We start from the raw sequence: 20896 nt of genomic DNA on the forward strand, positions 1-20896 counted from the left end.
ACTTTATGTAACAAAGTTACAAATTGTTTATTTTACTCGCTCGTCTTTTTCGATAATTCCGTCACGCAAACGAATAATTCGGTGTGCATAAGCCGCAATTTCTTCTTCGTGCGTAACCAAAATTACAGTATTTCCGTTGTTATGAATTTCATTAAAAAGTCCCATAATTTCTTCGGAAGTTTTTGAATCTAAATTTCCGGTGGGTTCATCGGCCAAAATAATCGAAGGTTTGTTTACCAAAGCCCTCGCAATCGCTACACGTTGACGTTGCCCACCCGAAAGTTCGTTGGGTTTGTGATCCATTCGGTCGGCTAAATTCACTTGCTTCAATACTTCAGTTGCTCTTTCGTTGCGTTCCGTTTTTGAATATCCGGCGTAAACCATCGGTAAAGCTACATTGTCCAAAGCCGTTGTTCTTGGCATCAAATTGAATGTTTGAAATACGAATCCGATTTCTTTGTTTCTGATTTCAGCTAACTCGTCATCGTGCATTTTGCTAACGTCTTTTCCATTTAAAATATAGGTTCCCGAAGTTGAAGAGTCCAAACAACCTAAAAGATTCATCAACGTTGATTTCCCTGATCCGGATGGTCCCATCAAAGCAACATATTCACCTTTATTAATTTCTAAATCGATGCCTTTTAGAACATAAATCGTTTCACTTCCTAAAATAAAATCTCGTTTTAGATTGGTTATTTTGATTAATGGATTTGCCATAGTTAATTGAGAATTTAGAAATTTGAATTCAGAAATCGAATTATATAATTTTCTTATAAGTAGAAAAAAAACGGACTTTGTTACAAATTAAATCCTAATTCGTTCAAAAATATACGAACTGATATTTTTATTTGGATTGATGATGAAATGTTCTTTCTCTTGTTCTTTTCTAAAAAAAACGATTCCCCATTGAAAAGTATCAATCGTAACGGTCACTTTTGGATGATTTTTAATCATTTCCCAACCTTCTTCCATATCTTTTGACCAATGAATGTCATCAAAAATCCAAACCGAATTGTTTGAAATGGTTGGTAATAAAAGTTCAAAATAGGTTAAAGTTGCTTTTTTAGAATGGTTACCATCAAAATAAAAAAGGTGATGGGTGATGGGTGATGGGTGATGGGTTTTCAGGTAACTTGAAAATTCGGTATTTATAAATTCAATGTTTTCGCTTTTAAAATTTGATTTTTGAGATTGAAATTGCCATTGACATTGATTTAAAGTTTGAGGACATCCTTCCAACGTAGTAATTTTAGCATTTTTATTTCCCAGCGAAAGAGCAATTGTAGCCAATCCCAACGAAGTTCCAATTTCTAGTACGCTTTCAGGTTGAAAATAGTTTGTAATTCTAAATAACAATTCAGCTCTTGTGGGAGAAATTCCGGCATTTTTTGCAATAGCATAAATTTTTCTTTGATTGGATTTAAAAACTCTTGAACCAGCACCAAAATCGGTTACTTCAATGGTATTGTGGTTTGCTAAAAGTGATTTTCGGTATTCTTTTAAAATGGAATATTCAGGATAGTTTCTTCTATCATAAAAACATTTCGTCACCAAATCGAACACAAATGGCGAATGAACTCCATGTTGGTTTTTGGAACTTATTAAAAATTTAAAATATGATTTTATGATATGAAACATTTCAATTTTTTTCTAAACCATTAAGATATTAAGGGAATTAAGAAACCTTAATGTAATTTAATATCTTAATGGTTTAAATAGTTATTCAATTTTCGAAGAAAGTTCAAACCATCGCTCTTCCTTTTCTTCTAATTTCTTTATAATCACTTGCAACTCATTCGCTTTTTTCGCAATAGCATCATCAGTTACTTTTCCATCGGCAAACAATTGTTCGATTTGCTTTTTCTCAAATTCCAACTCTTTGATTTCCCGTTCAATTTTTTGAAATTCTTTTTGTTCGTTAAACGATAAATTTCCTGTCGAATTATTTTGTTTCCAAGCTTTTTTGTCAGCTTTGTTTTCTTCTTTTAAAGCCACATCAGCACTGTCTTCATAGGCTCTAAAATCGGAATAATTACCCGGAAAATCTTCAATTTCACCTTCACCTCGAAACACAAATAAGTGATCTACAATTTTATCCATAAAGTAGCGATCGTGCGAAACCACTAACAAACATCCGGGAAAATCCAATAAAAAACTTTCTAAAACATTCAATGTTACGATGTCTAAATCATTCGTTGGCTCATCCAAAATCAAGAAATTCGGATTCTGAATCAAAACCGTACACAAATACAATCGTTTCAATTCGCCACCACTCAATTTTTCTACAAAATCATATTGTTTTTTCGCATCAAAAAGAAAACGTTCCAGCAATTGCGAAGCTGAAATAATTTTTCCTTTCGTAAGCGGAATATATTCACCATATTCTTTAATAATATCAATGACTTTTTGACCCGGTTTTGGGTTGATGCCGCTTTGTGTATAATATCCCACTTTAATCGTATCGCCAATCACCACTTTTCCGGCATCGGGCAACATCGTTTTGGTCAAAATATTCAAAAAGGTTGATTTTCCGGTTCCGTTTTTACCTATAATTCCAATGCGTTCGCCACGCTGAAAATCATAAGAGAAATTGTCCAAAATCACTCGATCTTTGAATTTTTTGAACAACTTGTGAAGCTCAATAATCTTGCTTCCCATGCGTTCCATATTGATTTCCAATTCTACGACATTTTCTTTTCGGCGACTTTCGGCTTTTTCCTTAATCACATAAAAATCATCTTGACGCGATTTCGATTTCGTTGTTCTCGCTTTCGGTTGGCGACGCATCCAAGCCAACTCTTTTACAAAAAGATTCTGAGCTTTGTCAACACTAGCGTTTTCAGAAGCAATTCGCTCTTCTTTTTTCTCTAAATAATACGAATAGTTTCCTTTATACTGATACAGTTTACCGTTATCCAATTCAATGATTTCATTACAAACACGTTCCAAAAAGAAACGGTCGTGCGTCACCATAAACAACGTAATATTTTCTTTGGCAAAATAGCTTTCCAGCCATTCAATCATCTCCAAATCCAAGTGGTTGGTTGGCTCATCCAAAATCAATAAATCCGGACGATTAATCAAAATAATCGCCAATGAAAGTCGCTTTTTTTGTCCGCCCGAAAGACTTTTTACTTTCAATTTAAAATCTTCCAACTTCAATTTAAACAAAATCTGTTTGAATTGCGTTTCAAAATCCCAGGCATTGTGTTGGTCCATCAAATCAAACGCTTTTTGATAGGCTTCCTCATTTTCAGGATTTTCGAGAGCTTTTTCATATTGCTCAATTACTTTCAACGTTTCGTTATCACTGGCAAAAATGCTTTCTTCAATTGTCAATTCATCTTGCAATTCATTTTTTTGCGATAAAAAAGCCATTCGAATATTTTTTCGGACCACCACCTGACCTGTATCCGGTTCGTCAATACCATTAATGATATTCATAATGGTCGTTTTCCCCGAACCATTTTTGGCAATAAAAGCAATTTTTTGGTCTTTATTGATTCCGAAGGAAATCTTGTCAAACAATACACGTTCGCCGAAGGATTTGGATATATTTTCTACTGAAAGATAGTTCATTTAATGTATAAATACGGCAATTTGCCAATTAGTCAATGGTTTTAAAAGTGCAAAAGTAATGCTTTATTTTTTCTGAAACGAATGGCTTGGTCTTTATCGGTTATCCGTGTTCCCGCTTTCCATTGCAATCTGTCATTGCGAGGGGCGAAGCAATCTCCGAAACAAAATTTGAGGTCGCAATGCCAGGATTTCCATTGCAATCGGGGTTAGGAGGGAAATGCAATTGGGTTTTGCATTTAAAAAAAAATCCTTACATTTATTCTTTAATTTAATGTTATGAATAAAAAGAACCCAAGCCACGAAAAAAAACACATCAACAAAGTTGAAGAGCCAACAGAAGCATATCAAGTAAAAACTAACCTTGACGTATCTGTTATTGGATATGATGAGAAAGGAAATGCTATTAACAAAAATGAATTTATCGACGATATCGAACAAGCTTTGCTGGAAATAAAAAGCGGAAAATTAAAAATGAAATCGGTTTCTGAAATTAGAAAGTAATGCAAGTTTTTTGGAGAGACAAAGCCATTGATGAGCTTAATTCAATTTATGATTACATTTTAAAAGAAACTAAAAGTCAAACAATTGCAACAAAAGTGTATAATGCAATTTTGGATTTTTCGGCAAGTCTAACAATTCAGCCCACGAAATATAAAATTGAAGAAACTATCGGAAAGGAAAACGTTCGTTCAGCTTCCTTGTGGAGTTATAAATTGGTTTATACTTGTGACAATGAAAATCTTTATGTTTTGAGAGTTTTTCATTTAAAACAAAACCCAAATAAGTTAAAAGTAAAATAGTGGTTTAAGAAAAGTCTACACTTGACAAGTGCAAAAACCTGTTAGGCTTAATTATTTTCGAATTGACTCATTCTCACATTTTTCACATTGCCACATTTTCACATTATATTTGCCCTATGCAACTATCCGTCATCATCCTTAATTACAACGTTCGCTATTTTGTCGAACAATGTGTGCTCAGTGTTCAAGCTGCTTTGCAACACATTGAGGGCGAAATAATTGTGATCGACAACAATTCATCCGACGATAGTTGCCAAATGATGAAAATCCGTTTTCCGCACATCAAACTCATTGAAAACAAAGAAAATACAGGCTTCCCCAACGGAAATAACATCGGAGTAGCCGAAGCAAAAGGCGAATACATCTGCATCCTCAATCCCGACACTGTTGTCGCAGAAGATACCTTCACAAAACTTCTGAACTCGCAACCCGCAACCCGCAACCCGCAACTCGGAATAATCGGTTGCAAACTCATCGACGGCACCGGAAATTTCCTCCCCGAAAGCAAACGCGGTATTCCAACTCCTTGGGTGGCGTTTACAAAAATCTTTGGTTTGTATAAATTTTTTCCGAAAGTTCAATTATTCAATCAATATTATGCTCAGCATTTAACCGAAAATCAATCCGGAAAAGTAGATATTTTGGTGGGAGCGTTTATGGTCATGAAACGCGATTTATATAATCAAGTAGGAGGATTTGACGAAAATTGTTTTATGTATTCCGATGACATTGATTTGAGTTATATGGTTTTGAAAAATGGAAAAACCAATTATTATTTTGCCGAAACTACCGTCATTCATTACAAAGGCGAAAGTACCGTAAAAGATGGAACGTATATGAAGCGATTTCAAGAGGCAATGGATTATTTTTATTCCAAACATTTCAAAAAATCAGCTTTTTTTAGTGTTTTTATGAAAGTAGGCAGCTTCTTTTTTGCTTTTTTAAAGAAAAATAAAACAATAGTCACCAAAAGAAAAATTGACAATTATATTTTAATTTCCCAAAATGAGTTATTAAAAGAAAAACTCGAAAAATTGTTAGGAAAAAATGTGAAACGACTTTCCACCTCTTTTAAAAATGAATTACCTTCGCTTTTAAAAGGAATACATTCAAACATTGAAATCATTTTTGATCAGAATGATTTAACTTTTTCAACCATCATTTCCGCAATGGAATTGTATAAAAATGAAAAAGTATCATTCAAAATCATTCCGAATCAAAGTAATTTTATGATTGGAAGCAACAGCAGCAATGATCGAGGAGAAGTCGTGATGATTGAAGAATTTTAATTTTTAATTTTGGAAGTTATTATCGATTTTTAAATTTACAATTGACTTTTGACATTGATATTGCAATTGATTTTTGAAATTGACATTGAAAATTTATCGATAATTACAAAAACCAATCCTTTTTTTAGTAATTTCGCAAACTGAAACAAAAAATAAACCGTTAGGTTAAAGATATGGCAAAATTTGAATTAAAATTGCCCAAAATGGGTGAAAGCGTTGCAGAAGCAACCATTACCAATTGGCTTAAAAAAGTTGGAGAGAAAATCGAAGCCGATGAAGCTGTTTTGGAAATTGCTACCGACAAAGTAGATAGCGAAGTTCCATCTGAAGTTTCCGGAACGCTAACCGAAATTCTTTTTAACGTGGATGATGTTGTGAAAGTGGGTCAAACCATCGCAATCATCGACACCGAAGGCGGCAGTGCTCCGGCAGAAAAACCAAATGAAGAAATTGCTCCAGCCATCGTTGAACTTGAAAAAACCATCGAAGTTGCACAAGAATTAGTTCATTCTGCCACTCCGGTTGAGGTTGATTTTTCCACATCAGAAAAATTCTTTTCACCATTAGTAAAAAATATTGCTAAAGAAGAAGGTGTTTCTATCTCGGAATTAGAAAAAATAAATGGTTCCGGCAAAGAAGGTCGTGTGACCAAAGATGATATCATTGCTTATGTAAAAGACCGTGCCAATAAACCTGCTGTTGCTCCGGCTCCAAAAACAGAGCCAGTTGCGGCAGAAACTCCAAAAGCAGAAATAAAAGTAGAAGCTCCAAAAGCAGAAACTCCAAAAGCAGAACCAACACCTGAGAAAAAAATCCCTGTTTCCGTAAACGGTCAAGATGAAATCATCGAAATGGATCGTATGCGAAAACTGATTTCCGGATATATGACCACATCCAAACAAACTTCTGCTCATGTACAGTCGTTCATTGAAGTGGATGTAACGAATATTGTAAATTGGAGAAATAAAGTAAAAGACGCTTTTGAAAAAAGAGAAGGCGAGAAGCTAACGTTTACACCAATATTTATGGAAGCTGTGGCAAAAGCCATCAAAGATTTCCCAATGATTAATATTTCTGTGGAAGGCGATTACATCATCAAAAAGAAAAACATCAATTTAGGAATGGCCGCTGCATTACCAAATGGAAACTTAATTGTTCCGGTAATTAAGAATGCAGATATGCTTAACCTTGTCGGATTGACCAAAACGGTGAATGATTTGGCCAACCGAGCTCGAAATAATCAATTAAAACTTGACGAAATTCAAGGTGGAACTTATACAGTGACCAACGTGGGAACTTTCGGTAGCGTTTTTGGAACACCAATCATCAATCAACCACAAGTTGCCATTTTAGCTTTAGGAGCTATCAGAAAAGTTCCGGCTGTTATCGAAGCTCCAACCGGAGATTACATCGGAATTCGTCACAAAATGTTCTTGTCTCACAGTTATGATCACCGAGTGGTAGATGGTTCGTTGGGTGGACAATTCGTAAAACGAGTAGCCGATTATTTAGAAGGTTTCAGTGAAAACAGAGAATTTTAAAATAAAAAATCATATAATTTCAACCCTTTCAGTCATTAAAATCTGAAAGGGTTTTTTGTTTTCAAATTTCAAAAATTTAGCCACGAATTGCACGCATTTCCACAAATCAATTCGTGCAATTCGTGGCAAATAAATTCTTTGGCACACTTTAGTCTACACAAACTAAATTATTAGCTTTATGTGCAAAAGAGTTTATTTCAAAACCTTAAAATACTACTAAAAAAAGTAATTTCATCGTTAAAAGGTTATTTCAAACTCTTATCTTTGTTTTCTAAAATTTTAAAATGGAACTCAAATTAAACCGTCCTATTTGCTTTTTCGACCTCGAAACTACCGGAGTAGAAGTGGCAAAAGACAGAATTGTCGAAATCTCAATTTTTAAAGTATATCCCAACGGAAACAAAGAAAGTAAAACGTGGTTAGTAAATCCGGAAATGAAAATTCCTTTTCTAGTTTCTCAAATTCATGGAATTACCGATGAAAAAGTTGCCAACGAACCCACCTTTAAAGAACTTTCCGGACAAGTTTACAATATGATTAAAGATTCCGATTTGGCCGGATTTAATTCCGATCGATTTGATATTCCACTACTAGCCGAAGAATTATTGCGTGCAGGAGTAGATTTTGATATGAAAAACAGAGTTTCAGTCGATGTTCAAACCATCTTCCACAAAATGGAAGAACGAACATTAAGTGCAGCCCTAAAATTCTATTGCGGACAAACATTGGAAAACGCTCACTCCGCCGAAGCTGATACCATGGCAACCTACGAAATCCTCAAAGCTCAGCTCGAACGCTATCCGGAATTAGAAAATGATATGAAATCGCTCTCCGAATTCACCACCCGAAAAAAATCAGTCGATTTTGCCGGATTTATTGCGTTAAATGACAAAGGAGAAGAAATTTTTTCCTTTGGAAAACACAAAGGCGTTTTAGTCGAAAAAGTATTAGATGAAGAACCCGGCTATTTCGGCTGGATTCAAAATGCAGATTTTCCACTTTACACTAAAAAAGTGCTCACCGCCATTAAACTCAGAAAATTAAACAATAAGTTGACCTAATAAACCTTAGTCCCTCAGAAACTTAGTTCCTCAGCACCTCAAAAAATGAAAATAATCTGCATCGGAAGAAATTACACCAAACACATCGAAGAACTCCAAAACGAGCGACCCGATGAACCGGTCGTTTTTCTAAAACCCGACAGTGCCATTTTGCTCAAACAACATCCGTTTGTAATTCCCGAATTCAGCGATGACATTCACCACGAAGTCGAAATTCTAGTTCGAATCAACAAAGTCGGCAAATATATCGATGCCAAATTTGCATCAAATTATTACGACGAAATTGGTCTTGGAATCGACTTCACCGCACGCGATTTACAAACAAGACTCAAAGAAAAAGGTTTGCCTTGGGAAAAAGCCAAAGCTTTTGACGGTTCAGCGGTTATTGGTAGCTTTTTATCGAAAAAAGATTTCAGTTCCACAGAAAATATTAATTTTGAACTGAAATCTAACGGAAATACCGTTCAAAAGGGGAATACCAGCCATATGTTGTGGAAAATAGATGAACTTATTTCCTATGTTTCTCAGTTTTTCACGCTTAAAATTGGCGACATTATTTTTACCGGAACACCCGAAGGTGTGGCAAAAGTAAACCCAAACGACATCCTCGAAGGATTTATTGAAGACAAAAAACTATTCCGAATTCAAGTAAAATAACAAAATGGCATTAAACTATAATTTAGCTAAAGTCTATGCACTTTCAGACAACGATCCCGAGTTCGTTTTGCAAATAATTACTCTTTTTGTAAGCGAAATCCCGGAAGATTTAAAGTTTGTCAAACAAGGCATCGAAGAAAAAGACCACAAATTGGCCTACAGCTATGCACACAAAATAAAACCCACACTCGATTTGTTGGGGATGAATGTAGCCTACGAAGAAATCCTTCAAGTTGAGGCATGGACAAAACGCGAAGGAAAACGTAAAGAAATAAAAGAGATTTTCAAAAGTATCGAAGATCAAGTAGAAAAAGCCGTCAAAGAAATTATTAAAGATTTCGATTTATAAGAAGCTATTCCGGCTATCCGCTGCAAGTCCTCACTAAAAAAACTATTTTTCTAAGTCAAAGAAAGAGCTTCCTTTGGTTGCTTTTTTTTGCCAAGAAAAATTAGTTTTTTAAGCTCCGGGCTTTCCGCTACTATCCGGGCTAGAAGAGTAGCTGAGACACTGAGTTCCTAAGTAGCTGAGTGATTTAGCAAAATAAAAATCTCAGTAACTCAGTCACTCAGCCACTCAGCACCTCAAAAGAATGAAAGCAACCATCATCACCATCGGCGACGAAATTCTAATCGGTCAAATCACGGATACCAACTCCGGTTTCATCGCCAAAGCATTGAATAAAATTGGTGTTGATGTACACGAGATGATTTCTATTAGCGATGACAAAAACCATATTCTAGAAACCTTTGCTAAAGTGCAAAATCAAGTCGATTTTGTCATCATTACCGGTGGTTTAGGTCCAACTAAAGACGACATTACTAAAATCACTTTTTGTGATTATTTTCTTGATACTTTGGAACGTAATGAAGCAGTTGAAAATCACATCGTAGCACTTTTTACCAAAATGAATTTTGTGGTTTCTCAAGTCAATCTTGACCAAGCGTTGGTTCCGTCCAAATGTACTGTATTACAAAACAACTTCGGGACCGCTCCCGGTATGTGGATGCAAAAAGAAAATACGGTGTTTGTTTCCTTACCAGGCGTTCCCTACGAGATGAAAGCAATTGTTACGAACGAACTCATTCCAAAAATAGTAAACGAGTACAAGCGGCCTTATATCCTTCACAAAACCATACTAACTTACGGTCAAGGAGAAAGTATAGTAGCAAAACGCATCGAAGAATGGGAGGATAAATTACCCACATTTGTAAAATTAGCCTATTTACCAAGTCCGGGAAGAGTGCGTTTGAGGCTATCTGCACGCGGTTTAGAGGAGTATTTTTTACATACAACAATCAACCGTTTGGTTACAGAGCTGCAAGAAATCATAAATGATATAATTGTTGGTTTTGAAGAGGACGAAAGTATTGAAGTGGTTTTAGGAAAACTTTTAGCTCAAAAAGGCTTTACCCTTTCCACGGCAGAAAGTTGCACAGGAGGAAAAATTTCTGAAGTAATTACGTCGGTTTCCGGTTCATCAGCTTATTTTAGGGGGAGTATAGTTTCTTATGCAACCGATACAAAAGTTTCTATATTGAAAGTGAATCAATCAACTATTAACGCCTATTCTGTTGTAAGCAAACAAGTAGCCGAAGAAATGGCGTGTGGTGCGCAGAAATTACTTCAAACGGATTTTGCTATAGCAACCACCGGAAATGCAGGACCCGCTAAAGGAGATGCCGATGCTACTGTAGGAACCGTTTGTTTGGCAATTGCGACGCCCAAAGGAGTTTGTTCAGAGGTATATAATTTTGGTCAACCACGTCAAAAAGTGATTGACAGAGCAGTAAACAAAGGGCTTGAACTGCTTTTAAAAGAAATTTTAAAAAACTACTAAATTTTGTTTGTGTAATAGATTAGTTTTTTGTTTCTTTGCACCCTGATTTTGAATAACGATAAAAGATAAGCATAATGTCAAGAGTTTGTGACCTTACGGGTAAAAGAGCGATGGTAGGAAACAATGTTTCTCACGCGATGAACAAAACTAAGAGAAAGTTTTCTGTAAACTTAGTTAAAAAACGTTTCTATCTTGCTGAAGAAGACAGATGGATTTCGCTTAGAGTAGCAGCGTCTACTATTAAAACAATTAATAAAAAAGGGTTAGCCGCAGTATTGAAAGATGCAAAAGCTAAAGGATTTATTTCTTAATTCCACCCTATTAAATATACAGAAAAATGGCAAAGAAAGGCAATAGAATCCAAGTAATTTTAGAGTGTACAGAGCACAAAACTTCAGGTGTACCTGGAACGTCTCGTTATATCACGACTAAAAACAAAAAGAATACTCCAGATAGATTAGAGATTAAAAAATTTAATCCAATCTTGAAAAAAGTAACTGTTCATAAAGAAATTAAATAAGATAAGAAATGGCAAAGAAAACCGTAGCAACGTTACAAACAGCGTCAAAAAGATTAACTAAAGCCATTAAAATGGTAAAATCTCCAAAAACCGGAGCTTATACTTTTGTTGAATCTGTAATGGCTCCTGAACTAGTAGACAATTTCTTAACTAAGAAATAATTTACTTACCGTATTATAGTTAAAGCTACTTTCATCGAAAGTAGCTTTTTTATTTTATCTTTGTAACAATAATAGAGTATCAAAAATAATAAACCAGAATATGAGTTTTTTCAAACGAATATTTTCATCCGAAAAAAAAGAAACGTTAGATAAAGGTTTAGAACAAACCAAAACCTCTTTTTTTGCTAAGTTAACCAAAGCCGTTGCCGGAAAATCAACCGTTGACGAAGATGTTTTGGATAATTTAGAAGAAGTATTAGTTTCGTCAGATGTGGGTGTAAAAACCACATTAAAAATAATCGACCGAATTGAAGCACGAGTTGCTCGCGATAAATACTTAGGAACCGAAGAACTCAATAAAATTCTTCGAGAAGAAATAGCCGGACTTTTATCAGAGACAAATTCTGGAGAGGCAACGGAATTTGATGTGCCGGCCAACAAAAAGCCGTATGTCATCATGGTAGTTGGCGTGAATGGTGTAGGAAAAACAACCACCATTGGAAAATTAGCCTATCAATTTAAAAAAGCCGGACACAAAGTGGTTTTAGGTGCGGGCGATACTTTTAGAGCTGCTGCCATTGACCAATTGCAAATTTGGGCCGATCGAGTTGGCGTGCCTATTGTGAAACAACAAATGGGAAGTGATCCTGCATCCGTAGCCTTTGATACATTGCAAAGTGCTGTAACGCAAGGAGCCGATGTGGTTATTATCGATACCGCTGGCCGACTTCATAACAAAGTTAACTTAATGAACGAGCTAACCAAAGTAAAACGCGTAATGCAAAAAGTGGTTGGTGATGCTCCGCACGATGTATTATTGGTGTTAGATGGATCAACCGGTCAAAATGCGTTTGAACAAGCCAGAGAGTTTACTGCAGCCACCGAAGTTTCGTGTTTAGCCGTAACCAAATTAGATGGAACAGCCAAAGGCGGGGTGGTTATTGGAATCTCCGACCAATTTCAAATTCCTGTAAAATATATTGGAGTAGGTGAGGGCATCGAAGACCTTCAAGTGTTCAATAAATACGAGTTTGTAGACTCCTTTTTTAAATAATGGAAGAACCAAAAGTTTTTAATAAGTACTTAGTTTCGTTAACCAAAATTGCTTCGGTTTATTGTTTTTTCTTTATTGTACTAAAGTCAATTGCATTATTTCGAGGAGCATGGATGATTCCAAATATCATCTTAACTGTCCCATTTATAATCTTGGGAATTTTAACAGCTTATACAATTCTGTATAAAAAATATTCTTGGACAATTACAATAATCGCAATCGCAGTTATTATTGCTGTTCGGTATTACGAAGTGGGTTGGGTTTATTTTTTGCAAGATAAATATGGAAACTAAATTATAAAGCTATTATTTCAAAAATGAATAATGATATTATTTCAATTATTTCAGTTTCTGAATTAAAAGCACTCTACAAAGCTGCTGATTTACTTATTCTTGATGTAAGCAATGGAAAAGAGGCCCAATCAAATTACAATCAAAAACATGTAGACGGAGCAATTTTTGTTGATCTAAATTCACAACTTGCCGACATTAAAGAGGATGTATCTATAGGTGGAAGACATCCTTTGCCATCCATCGAAAATTTTTCTAAACTACTTTCAAGTATAGGAATCACGGCTGAAAAACATATTGTTCTTTACGATGATAAATATGGGTCAAATGCTGCTGCTCGAATGTGGTGGATGCTAAAATCAATCGGACACGAAAAAGTGCAAGTGCTTAATGGTGGTTTGCAAGAAGCAGAAAAACATAATTTTCTAATAAACTCAAAAATAGTCAGTCCAATTCCAGCTACAGAATATGAAATTGAAAAGTGGAAATTACCATTAGCAACAATTGATGAAGTTGAAAATGCTTCAATCAATCAAGATGGTTTGATTATTGATGTTCGTGAAGCCCAAAGATTTAATGGTGAAGTTGAACCAATTGATCTGATAGCCGGTCATATTCCAAACGCAATCAATATTCCTTTCGCTTCAAATTTAGATGAAAACGGACTTTTCTTGTCGTCCGAAAAATTAAAAGAAAAATATAAAAGTATCTTCGAAAATAAAAAATCTAGCGAAATTATAGTACATTGTGGTTCTGGAGTAACGGCTTGTCATACCTTATTAGCAATGGCTTATGCCGGATTTGAAATTCCAAAATTGTATGTGGGTTCGTGGAGTGAGTGGAGTAGGAATGACAAGCCACTTGCAGTTGGTAAATCTTTATTCAATAAATCACCACAATAATCTTTCCCTATAACTAATTTGTCACAATGATTTATCACAAAATTTAATCGAATAACGACCATTTTATTGATTACAATAATGTAATTCTTCTTCACAAAATAAGCGGAAAACAGTTCTTTATAACTTGCGATTTTATACCAACGTAGACTCAATATTTTTATAAAGGTTTAATCAAATTTACTTTTTATTCCTTCAAAATAATTGTAATTTTAAACTTTATTTTATAACGATGAAACCACTTTTTTTTTTCCTTCTTTTTTCAGCTTTATTTATTTCTTGTCAAGAAAAAGTTTCACCCGATTCCATTTCGAAAATAAATGGTTATTGGGAAATTAAAAAAGTGCAACTGCCTGATGGTCAGAAAAAAGAATATTCAATTAACGAAACTGTTGATTATATCGAATGGAATGGCACTAGCGGTTTTCGCAAAAAAGTAAAACCACAATTTGATGGGAAATATTTAACCAATGATGAGTTGGAAGCCATACATATAAAGGACAGTTCCGGCATTTTTCAAATACATTACAAAACCGATTTTGCTCGATGGAGCGAAGAAATTGTATCGTTGACCGATAGCATTTTAGTACTCAAAAACAAGCAAAATTTAGAATACCATTACAAACGATTCAAACCCATTTCTATCCAATAATGGCCAAACGATTAAGTAACGAAAGCCCAATTTCCGACGTACTCAAAGCGTTTATTGAAAACAATAAACTCCAGTCCGGTATGGACAAAATCGACGTGGAGAAAGCATGGAAAGACTTGATGGGAAATGGCGTTAACACCTATACCAAAGAAGTAATCCTCAAAGGAACAACACTTTATGTTACACTTTCTTCCTCCGTTTTGCGTGAAGAACTTAGTCATGGAAAGCAAAAAATAATCATGATGCTCAACGACGAATTACGAAAAGATGTAGTGAAGGAATTGGTACTGAGATAAAAAAAACTCCCGTTTCCGAGAGTTTTAATGGTTAACCTGAACAAAAAAATTAATTAAACTAAAATTGTGCTGTTTCAGTCGAATCTTTCATAGCTGTGGTAGTTGAGAGTCCTGCTGTAACTGTATTTTGAACTTCGTCGAAGTAGCTAGTTCCAACAAAATTTTGGTGTTTTACCGCTTTAAATCCTTCTTTTTGAAGTGCAAATTCTCTTTCTTGTAATTCTGAATAACCAGCCATTCCACGTTTTTTGTAAGCTAAAGCTAATTCAAACATGGAAGTGTTCAACGCATGGAATCCAGCTAACGTAATAAATTGAAATTTATAACCCATCTCAGCTAATTCTTCTCTAAATGTCTCCATTTCTGGAACCGACAATTTTGCTGCCCAGTTGAAGGACGGGGAGCAATTGTAAGCTAACATTTTTCCAGGGAATTTAGCATGTATTCCTTCGGCAAATTTTCGGGCATAATCCAAATCAGGATTTGAAGTTTCCATCCAAATTAAATCGGCATAGAGAGCATAAGATAATCCTCGGTCTATTCCTTGTTCAATGCCACAGTTTACGTAAAAGAAGCCTTCTGGAGTTCTTTCACCTGTTATAAATTTTCTGTCGCGTTCGTCAACATCGCTTGTGATTAAGTTGGCTGCATCAGCGTCAGTTCTAGCCACTATTAAACTGGGAACATTCATCACATCGGCAGCTAAACGAGCAGCGATTAATTTGTTTATTGCTTCTTGCGTTGGAACCAAAACTTTTCCGCCAAGATGCCCACATTTTTTTGCAGAAGATAATTGATCTTCAAAATGAACTCCTGATGCTCCTGCTTCAATCATACTTTTCATCAGTTCAAACGCATTTAAGTTACCACCAAAACCGGCTTCGGCATCAGCTACAATTGGAACTAAATAGTCTTTTTTGTTTTCGATTTTATTAACGGTTTGAATTTGATCAGCACGCAATAAAGCATTGTTGATTTTTTTTACAACAATAGGAACACTATTCGCTGGATATAAAGATTGGTCCGGATACATTTCACCTGCTATATTGGCATCAGCAGCCACTTGCCAACCACTTAAATAAATGGCTTCTAAACCGGCTTCAACTTCTTGAATAGCCTGATTTCCTGTCAATGCACCAAGTCCCGCAACCCAATCTTGACTGTTTAATTTTTTCCAAAGAATTTCTGAACCCCGACGAGCGATGGAATGTTCTATTTGATAAGAACCTTGCAAGGTTACTACTTTTGCGGCAGTGTAAGGTCTTTCAATTCCTTTCCATCTTGGGTTGGTTGTCCAATCTGCAATTAATGCTTGAATTCTGTCTTCTGTTTTCATACTTTTGTACTGTTTAGATAGTTATTTAATTAATTATTTATTTGGAAACTGTCGAATGTTACAGCATTCGGCAGTTTTATTTTACGTAGTTGTAAGCTTCAAGGGTTAAAAAATCGTCTAATTTTTCACTATAGATCATGGTCGAGAATAGTTTTGTGGCTAATTCAAACTGACCAGAATTAAAGCGTTCTGTTCCCACATATTCTTCAATTTTTACCAACTCTTCTTTGATTATTTTTTCATAAAGTGTTTTTGATACAAGTTTGCCGTTATCTAATTGTACTTCTTTTTTTAACCATAGCCAAAGTTGTGCTTTTGAAATTTCGGCTGTGGCGGCATCTTCCATCAAATTATACAAAGCAGCAGCTCCTATTCCGTTGAGCCATGATTCTAAGTATAGAATTCCAACATTGATGTTTTTTCTAATTCCATTTTCGGTGATTGTTCCTTTTGGAAGTTCGAGTAATTGCTCTTCCGTAATGTTTAACTCATCCCTTTTTAGGTGCATTTGGTTTTTAGTTGGCATGTTTTCATCAAATACTTTCATCGCCAAATCTACCAATCCTGGGTGTGCAACCCATGTGCCATCGTGACCGTTTTTAACCTCACGTTCTTTGTCTGCCTTTACTTTTTCGAAAGCAATTTTATTTGCTTCTTCATCGTCCTTAATTGGGATTTGTGCTGCCATTCCACCAATAGCCAGAATATTTCTTTTATGACAAATTTGAATTACCCGCAAAGAGTAGGCACTCATAAACGGACTGGTCATAGTTACTTGGTCTCTATCAGGCACCATAAAATTGGGGTGATTTTTTAATTTTTTGATATACGAAAAAATATAGTCCCAACGACCACAGTTTAAACCGGCGATATGATTTTTTAATTCATAAATGATTTCATCCAATTGAAAACTGGCTGTAATGGTTTCAATTAATACAGTTGCTTTGATTGTTCCAACAGGAACTTTGAAATAGTTTTGTGTAAATTCAAATACTTCATTCCACCAACGAGCTTCGGTATAATGTTCGATTTTTGGTAGATAGAGATAAACGCCTAAGTTTTGTTTTTGCAATTCAAGTACATTGTGGAAAAAGTACAAACCAAAATCTGCTAAAGAACCAGAAAGATTTTCATCATTCACTTTTACGTTTTTTTCATCTAAATGCAAACCTCTTGGGCGAACTAACAATGTGGCAACTTCATCATTTAGTTTATAGCTTTTACCGTTTTGTTCTAAAGTTATAGTTTTTCGGATGGCATCAATTAAGTTTTGCTGACCTTCCATAAGATTTTTAAAGGTAGGGGAACAACTGTCTTCAAAATCGGCCATGAAAACTTTGGCACCGGAATTCAGGGCATTAATGACCATTTTTCTGTCAACCGGACCGGTTATTTCAACTCTTCGGTCTAATAATTTTTCTGGAATTGGAGCGGCTGTCCAAACTGAATTTCTAATTGATTGAGTTTCTTGCGGGAATTTTGGTAAAAAACCTTGGTCAAATAATTCTTGTTGTATTTCTCTATTTTTTAATAATTCAATTCGATTTGAATTAAAATTTTGATGTAAAGCACCCAAAAAAGTCAAAGCTTCTGGCGTTAAGATGCTTTGATGTTCGGATAAATTTAGAACTTCTACTGTTGTTTTTTCTTCAGTTTCCATACAATGATAATTTTGTTATTGCAATAGTATAAAATAAATAAATACAAAACAAGCGAACGTTCGCTAAAATGTAAAATTATTTTTTTAGCTTATAATTTTTGGTTGATTTGTTGTATATTTGTTTATTCGCAAAAAGTATTTGTTTGACTTTGCTCCCCTAATTGTAGCAATTGTTTTTAAAAGATTTAGTTACAACAGATAAACCTGAGCATTCGCTCCTAATAAAATGATTGAAGAAGAGTATATTAGACTGATTTTTGGTTTGAAATTACGCCAAATAAGAACCGAGAAAAACCTTTCGTTGTTTGGTTTGGCTAAAGTTACCGGACTTTCTAAATCGTATTTGAACGAGATTGAAAAAGGGAAAAAATATCCCAAAAGAGACAAAATTTTGCTTTTATCGGAAGCATTAGATTCTACTTACGACCAAATGGTTTCGTTGAAATTGGATAAGAATTTAGCTCCAATTGGTGAAATTTTACAATCCAGAATTCTGAAAGAAATTCCATTAGATATTTTTGGAATTAAGGAAAGTAATTTAATCGATATTATTGCAGAAGCTCCCGTAAAAGTGAATGCTTTTATCAGTACATTGTTTGAAATTGCTAAACATTATAATCTTACTAGAGAGAGTTTTTTTTTGGCAGCTTTACGATCCCATCAAGAAGCAAATAACAATTATTTTGACGATATAGAATTACAAGTAGAGAAGTTTGCCAAAGCCTATTCGTTGGATTTAACCAAGAAGTTGGCCGTTGCTGATTTGGAGGAAATTTTGGTGGATGAATATGGTTACACCATAAATAATGAAGAGTTGACAGAACATGAGGAGTTGGTGTATTTGCGTTCAGTTTTTGTGCCAAAATCGAAGACCTTGTTGATTTCCAAAAGTGCTGATAGTTCGCAACGAATGTTTATTTATGCAAAAGAAATCGCATATAATTTCATGGAGATAAGCGATCGATTGTATACCTTTTCTTGGATAAAATTTGACAGTTTTGATCAGGTTTTGAACAATTTTTTTGCTTCGTATTTTGCTGGAGCTTTGTTGATTCCGAGAAAGGAATTGGTAAAAGAATTGAAATTGGTTTTTGAGCAAAAGACATTCAATCCAAAAGATTTTACAACTTTAATTTTAAAATTCACCAATTCACCGGAGACCTTTTATCAACGTTTAACCAATATTTTACCTAAGGATTTTAATTTGAGGAATTTATTTTTCTTACGCTTCAATTATAAACCGGAACGCAGTGATTTTCAATTGACTAAAGAATTGCATATTACTAATTTACTAGAACCGCATGCCAATGAAAATAACGAACATTATTGTAGACGTTGGGTTTCTATCAAAACCTTAAGCGAAATTCCAAATTCACAAGAAAGTCATCTTTTTGACGCTCAAATATCGAGTTATAATCATACTGATAATGAGTATTTTGTGCTATCATCGGCAACAAAAGATCCGTTTAGAAATGGGTATTACCGAAGTATTGCTTTAGGAATTATGATTTCAACACATTCGCGAAGTAAATTACAATTTTTAGACGATGTTTCTATTAAAAGAAAAAAAGTAGGAGTTACTTGTGAAACCTGCTCAATTTCAGATTGCTTGGAGCGAGTGGCACCTCCCAAAAAAATTGAACGTAAAGAGCGTTTTGAAAAGATTGATTTTGTTGTACAAAAGTTAGTAGAAAAGTATAGTTAGTATTCAAAAAAAAAGGCTGTTCAATTTTTGAACAGCCTTTAAATTAATAATTAGCATTTTACCTATTTGCAGATACGATTTTCTTACTTTCAGTACCTCTATCAGTAGTTACTCTTAAGATATATACTTGACCTGATTCACGAATACCAGATAAATCAAATTTATACTCTTTATTCATTTGAGCGTTTGTGTCGCTAGCTTTATGAATTAAAGCTCCTCTTAAATCGTAAACCTCTATTTGAACAGGAGAACTGTAATTAAAAGTATATCTGATTGTCAATTCATTCATAAATGGTAAAGGATATGCATCAAAGGTAACGTGCGAATCAAAGATTCCGCCTTCAGGTCCTTGTTGATTTGAATTTGGTAATACGACAATAGTTTGTTTATGAACTATTGTATTACCGCAAGTATCCTCCGCAGTCCAAATTCGATAAATCTCATAGTCACAATCGTTATCGTTGGATCTCACTTCTTTGTAAGAAACCTCTACTTCACCACAATTATCTGTAGCTGTTATAGTTGGAATAGTAGGAATTGAATCACATGCCACAGCAACGTCAGCCGGTAGATTTCCAACAAAAGTTGGAGCTACAGTATCAGAAACTACAATAGTTTGTTTATGCGTAGTTGTGTTTCCACAAGCATCTTCCGCAGTCCAAATTCTATAGATTTCATATTGACAACCTTGTCCGGAAGTTACTTCTTTGTAGCTTACTTCAGCAGCACCACAATTATCTGTAGCTGTTATAGTTGGAATAGCAGGAATTGCATCACATGCCACAGCAACGTCAGCCGGTAGATTTCCAACAAATGTTGGAGCTACAGTATCAGAAACTGCAATAGTTTGTTTATGCGTAGTTGTGTTTCCACAAGCATCTTCCGCAGTCCAAATTCTATAGATTTCATATTGACAACCTTGTCCGGAAGTTACTTCTTTGTAGCTTACTTCAGCAGCACCACAATTATCTGTAGCTGTTATAGTTGGAATAGCAGGAATTGCATCACATGCCACAGCAACGTCAGCCGGCAGATTTCCAACAAACGTTGGAGCTGTTGAGTCTTGAACATCAATCATTTGTTTGTGGAAAATGAAGTTGCCACAAGAATCAGTCGCTTTCCATAACCTTACTAACGTGTAATCATTTGGACAGGTACCATTAATTCTTGTCTCAAAAAACAAAATGGTTGGTACACTACAATTGTCAGAGGCTGTTACAGTGGCCGGTTGAGGCACTTGGTCACATTCCACAGTAATATTCTGCGGTAATTGACTAGTAAATATAGGTTTAGTTGTATCTTGAACAGTGATTGTTTGAGAATGCAAAGTTGTGTTACCACACGCATCCATTGCAGTCCAAGTTCTTACTAGAGTATAGTTAGAAGGACAGTTACCGTTGTTGCGAACTTGGTTGTACCCAACAGAAGCCGAACCACAGTTGTCTGTAGCAGTTAAAGTAACAGCCATTGGAACAGCATCACATTCTACCGTCATATCCATTGGAAGTTCTTCTACAAAAGCAGGAGCTGTTGTGTCTTGAACCGTGATGGTTTGTTT

Annotated in this window: 23 protein-coding genes; 17 read left to right on the forward strand and 6 right to left on the reverse strand. The window is 35.0% G+C overall.

Going from position 1 to position 20896, the window contains the following annotated elements:
• Window positions 1-27 precede the first annotated feature (27 nt).
• The 3 genes from B0I10_RS14565 to B0I10_RS14575 all read right to left on the reverse strand — a co-directional run bounded on the left by B0I10_RS14565 (window position 28) and on the right by B0I10_RS14575 (window position 3579).
• Window positions 28-717 carry an ABC transporter ATP-binding protein gene (locus tag B0I10_RS14565; protein ID WP_112087247.1) on the reverse strand — a complete coding sequence of 230 codons (690 nt, stop codon included), beginning with the start codon at window positions 715-717 and terminating at the stop codon, window positions 28-30.
• Window positions 718-804: 87 nt separating this feature from the next.
• Window positions 805-1638 (reverse strand): O-methyltransferase, encoded by an 834-nt coding sequence (locus B0I10_RS14570; protein ID WP_112087248.1) that lies wholly within the window; start codon window positions 1636-1638, stop codon window positions 805-807.
• An 81-nt stretch (window positions 1639-1719) separates the two neighbouring features.
• Window positions 1720-3579 carry an ABC-F family ATP-binding cassette domain-containing protein gene (locus B0I10_RS14575; RefSeq protein WP_112087249.1) on the reverse strand — a complete coding sequence of 620 codons (1860 nt, stop codon included), beginning with the start codon at window positions 3577-3579 and terminating at the stop codon, window positions 1720-1722.
• Window positions 3580-3855: 276 nt separating this feature from the next.
• Between B0I10_RS14575 and B0I10_RS14585 the strand changes: the two genes are divergently transcribed.
• The 16 genes from B0I10_RS14585 (at window position 3856) to B0I10_RS14660 (ending at window position 14637) form a co-directional block, all read left to right on the forward strand.
• Window positions 3856-4080, forward strand: a complete 225-nt coding sequence (locus B0I10_RS14585) for a hypothetical protein (RefSeq protein ID WP_112087251.1) — start codon at window positions 3856-3858, stop codon at window positions 4078-4080.
• Window positions 4080-4379 (forward strand): type II toxin-antitoxin system RelE/ParE family toxin, encoded by a 300-nt coding sequence (locus B0I10_RS14590; RefSeq protein WP_112087252.1) that lies wholly within the window; start codon window positions 4080-4082, stop codon window positions 4377-4379. Before B0I10_RS14585 ends, B0I10_RS14590 begins: the two co-directional genes overlap by 1 nt.
• Window positions 4380-4495: 116 nt before the next feature.
• Entirely contained in the window at window positions 4496-5668 is a 1173-nt protein-coding gene (locus B0I10_RS14595; RefSeq protein WP_112087253.1) for a glycosyltransferase family 2 protein, read from the forward strand.
• A 173-nt stretch (window positions 5669-5841) separates the two neighbouring features.
• A complete protein-coding gene (locus B0I10_RS14600) occupies window positions 5842-7209 on the forward strand; it encodes a dihydrolipoamide acetyltransferase family protein (protein WP_112087254.1) in 1368 nt (455 codons plus the stop codon).
• A 284-nt stretch (window positions 7210-7493) separates the two neighbouring features.
• A complete protein-coding gene (locus B0I10_RS14605; RefSeq protein WP_112087255.1) occupies window positions 7494-8270 on the forward strand; it encodes a 3'-5' exonuclease in 777 nt (258 codons plus the stop codon).
• 45 nt (window positions 8271-8315) lie between these two features.
• Window positions 8316-8927: a fumarylacetoacetate hydrolase family protein gene (locus B0I10_RS14610; RefSeq protein ID WP_112087256.1), complete on the forward strand. Its 612-nt coding sequence runs from the start codon at window positions 8316-8318 to the stop codon at window positions 8925-8927.
• Between the two features lie 4 nt (window positions 8928-8931).
• Window positions 8932-9276 (forward strand): Hpt domain-containing protein, encoded by a 345-nt coding sequence (locus tag B0I10_RS14615; protein WP_112087257.1) that lies wholly within the window; start codon window positions 8932-8934, stop codon window positions 9274-9276.
• 241 nt (window positions 9277-9517) lie between these two features.
• Complete coding sequence (locus B0I10_RS14620) at window positions 9518-10765, forward strand: CinA family nicotinamide mononucleotide deamidase-related protein (protein WP_112087258.1); 1248 nt, start codon at window positions 9518-9520, stop codon at window positions 10763-10765.
• A gap of 74 nt (window positions 10766-10839) precedes the next feature.
• Window positions 10840-11076, forward strand: coding sequence for a 50S ribosomal protein L28 (gene rpmB / locus B0I10_RS14625; protein WP_112087259.1), 237 nt, complete (start codon window positions 10840-10842; stop codon window positions 11074-11076).
• A 26-nt stretch (window positions 11077-11102) separates the two neighbouring features.
• Window positions 11103-11285, forward strand: coding sequence for a 50S ribosomal protein L33 (rpmG, locus tag B0I10_RS14630; protein WP_112087260.1), 183 nt, complete (start codon window positions 11103-11105; stop codon window positions 11283-11285).
• Window positions 11286-11293: 8 nt separating this feature from the next.
• A complete protein-coding gene (locus B0I10_RS14635) occupies window positions 11294-11446 on the forward strand; it encodes a DUF4295 domain-containing protein (RefSeq protein ID WP_112087261.1) in 153 nt (50 codons plus the stop codon).
• A gap of 100 nt (window positions 11447-11546) precedes the next feature.
• Entirely contained in the window at window positions 11547-12500 is a 954-nt protein-coding gene (ftsY, locus tag B0I10_RS14640) for a signal recognition particle-docking protein FtsY (RefSeq protein WP_112087262.1), read from the forward strand.
• Window positions 12500-12793, forward strand: coding sequence for a hypothetical protein (locus B0I10_RS14645; protein ID WP_112087263.1), 294 nt, complete (start codon window positions 12500-12502; stop codon window positions 12791-12793). The genes ftsY and B0I10_RS14645 overlap by 1 nt, the downstream gene beginning before the upstream one ends.
• Before the next feature lie 23 nt (window positions 12794-12816).
• Window positions 12817-13692, forward strand: a complete 876-nt coding sequence (locus B0I10_RS14650) for a sulfurtransferase (protein ID WP_112087264.1) — start codon at window positions 12817-12819, stop codon at window positions 13690-13692.
• A gap of 229 nt (window positions 13693-13921) precedes the next feature.
• Complete coding sequence (locus B0I10_RS14655) at window positions 13922-14341, forward strand: lipocalin family protein (RefSeq protein WP_112087265.1); 420 nt, start codon at window positions 13922-13924, stop codon at window positions 14339-14341.
• On the forward strand, window positions 14341-14637 hold the full coding sequence (locus tag B0I10_RS14660; protein WP_112087266.1) for a DUF721 domain-containing protein: 297 nt from the start codon (window positions 14341-14343) through the stop codon (window positions 14635-14637). Before B0I10_RS14655 ends, B0I10_RS14660 begins: the two co-directional genes overlap by 1 nt.
• A gap of 58 nt (window positions 14638-14695) precedes the next feature.
• On the opposite strand, the gene aceA is transcribed toward B0I10_RS14660, so the two are convergent.
• Both aceA and aceB read right to left on the reverse strand, forming a co-directional pair.
• Entirely contained in the window at window positions 14696-15973 is a 1278-nt protein-coding gene (gene aceA / locus B0I10_RS14665) for an isocitrate lyase (protein ID WP_112087267.1), read from the reverse strand.
• Between the two features lie 76 nt (window positions 15974-16049).
• The gene (gene aceB / locus B0I10_RS14670; RefSeq protein ID WP_112087268.1) at window positions 16050-17633 is read right to left on the reverse strand and encodes a malate synthase A; all 1584 of its coding nucleotides are present in this window, start codon (window positions 17631-17633) and stop codon (window positions 16050-16052) included.
• A 226-nt stretch (window positions 17634-17859) separates the two neighbouring features.
• Between aceB and B0I10_RS14675 the strand changes: the two genes are divergently transcribed.
• Window positions 17860-19338: a helix-turn-helix domain-containing protein gene (locus B0I10_RS14675; protein WP_112087269.1), complete on the forward strand. Its 1479-nt coding sequence runs from the start codon at window positions 17860-17862 to the stop codon at window positions 19336-19338.
• A 58-nt stretch (window positions 19339-19396) separates the two neighbouring features.
• Here B0I10_RS14675 and B0I10_RS14680 read toward each other — a convergent pair.
• Window positions 19397-20896, reverse strand: a 1500-nt coding sequence (locus tag B0I10_RS14680; protein ID WP_146740376.1) for an HYR-like domain-containing protein, incomplete at its 5' end; no start/stop codon positions are given.

The organism is Flavobacterium lacus, from assembly GCF_003268815.1.
GTDB classification, from domain to species: Bacteria; Bacteroidota; Bacteroidia; order Flavobacteriales; family Flavobacteriaceae; genus Flavobacterium; species Flavobacterium lacus.

Bases quoted from the DNA above. Each gene is read 5' to 3' on its own strand.
- B0I10_RS14565 (WP_112087247.1), bottom strand. From the start codon at position 717: ATGGCAAATCCATTAATCAAAATAACCAATCTAAAACGAGATTTTATT.
- B0I10_RS14570 (WP_112087248.1), bottom strand. From the start codon at position 1,638: ATGTTTCATATCATAAAATCATATTTTAAATTTTTAATAAGTTCCAAA.
- B0I10_RS14575 (WP_112087249.1), bottom strand. From the start codon at position 3,579: ATGAACTATCTTTCAGTAGAAAATATATCCAAATCCTTCGGCGAACGT.
- B0I10_RS14585 (WP_112087251.1), top strand. From the start codon at position 3,856: ATGAATAAAAAGAACCCAAGCCACGAAAAAAAACACATCAACAAAGTT.
- B0I10_RS14590 (WP_112087252.1), top strand. From the start codon at position 4,080: ATGCAAGTTTTTTGGAGAGACAAAGCCATTGATGAGCTTAATTCAATT.
- B0I10_RS14595 (WP_112087253.1), top strand. From the start codon at position 4,496: ATGCAACTATCCGTCATCATCCTTAATTACAACGTTCGCTATTTTGTC.
- B0I10_RS14600 (WP_112087254.1), top strand. From the start codon at position 5,842: ATGGCAAAATTTGAATTAAAATTGCCCAAAATGGGTGAAAGCGTTGCA.
- B0I10_RS14605 (WP_112087255.1), top strand. From the start codon at position 7,494: ATGGAACTCAAATTAAACCGTCCTATTTGCTTTTTCGACCTCGAAACT.
- B0I10_RS14610 (WP_112087256.1), top strand. From the start codon at position 8,316: ATGAAAATAATCTGCATCGGAAGAAATTACACCAAACACATCGAAGAA.
- B0I10_RS14615 (WP_112087257.1), top strand. From the start codon at position 8,932: ATGGCATTAAACTATAATTTAGCTAAAGTCTATGCACTTTCAGACAAC.
- B0I10_RS14620 (WP_112087258.1), top strand. From the start codon at position 9,518: ATGAAAGCAACCATCATCACCATCGGCGACGAAATTCTAATCGGTCAA.
- rpmB (WP_112087259.1), top strand. From the start codon at position 10,840: ATGTCAAGAGTTTGTGACCTTACGGGTAAAAGAGCGATGGTAGGAAAC.
- rpmG (WP_112087260.1), top strand. From the start codon at position 11,103: ATGGCAAAGAAAGGCAATAGAATCCAAGTAATTTTAGAGTGTACAGAG.
- B0I10_RS14635 (WP_112087261.1), top strand. From the start codon at position 11,294: ATGGCAAAGAAAACCGTAGCAACGTTACAAACAGCGTCAAAAAGATTA.
- ftsY (WP_112087262.1), top strand. From the start codon at position 11,547: ATGAGTTTTTTCAAACGAATATTTTCATCCGAAAAAAAAGAAACGTTA.
- B0I10_RS14645 (WP_112087263.1), top strand. From the start codon at position 12,500: ATGGAAGAACCAAAAGTTTTTAATAAGTACTTAGTTTCGTTAACCAAA.
- B0I10_RS14650 (WP_112087264.1), top strand. From the start codon at position 12,817: ATGAATAATGATATTATTTCAATTATTTCAGTTTCTGAATTAAAAGCA.
- B0I10_RS14655 (WP_112087265.1), top strand. From the start codon at position 13,922: ATGAAACCACTTTTTTTTTTCCTTCTTTTTTCAGCTTTATTTATTTCT.
- B0I10_RS14660 (WP_112087266.1), top strand. From the start codon at position 14,341: ATGGCCAAACGATTAAGTAACGAAAGCCCAATTTCCGACGTACTCAAA.
- aceA (WP_112087267.1), bottom strand. From the start codon at position 15,973: ATGAAAACAGAAGACAGAATTCAAGCATTAATTGCAGATTGGACAACC.
- aceB (WP_112087268.1), bottom strand. From the start codon at position 17,633: ATGGAAACTGAAGAAAAAACAACAGTAGAAGTTCTAAATTTATCCGAA.
- B0I10_RS14675 (WP_112087269.1), top strand. From the start codon at position 17,860: ATGATTGAAGAAGAGTATATTAGACTGATTTTTGGTTTGAAATTACGC.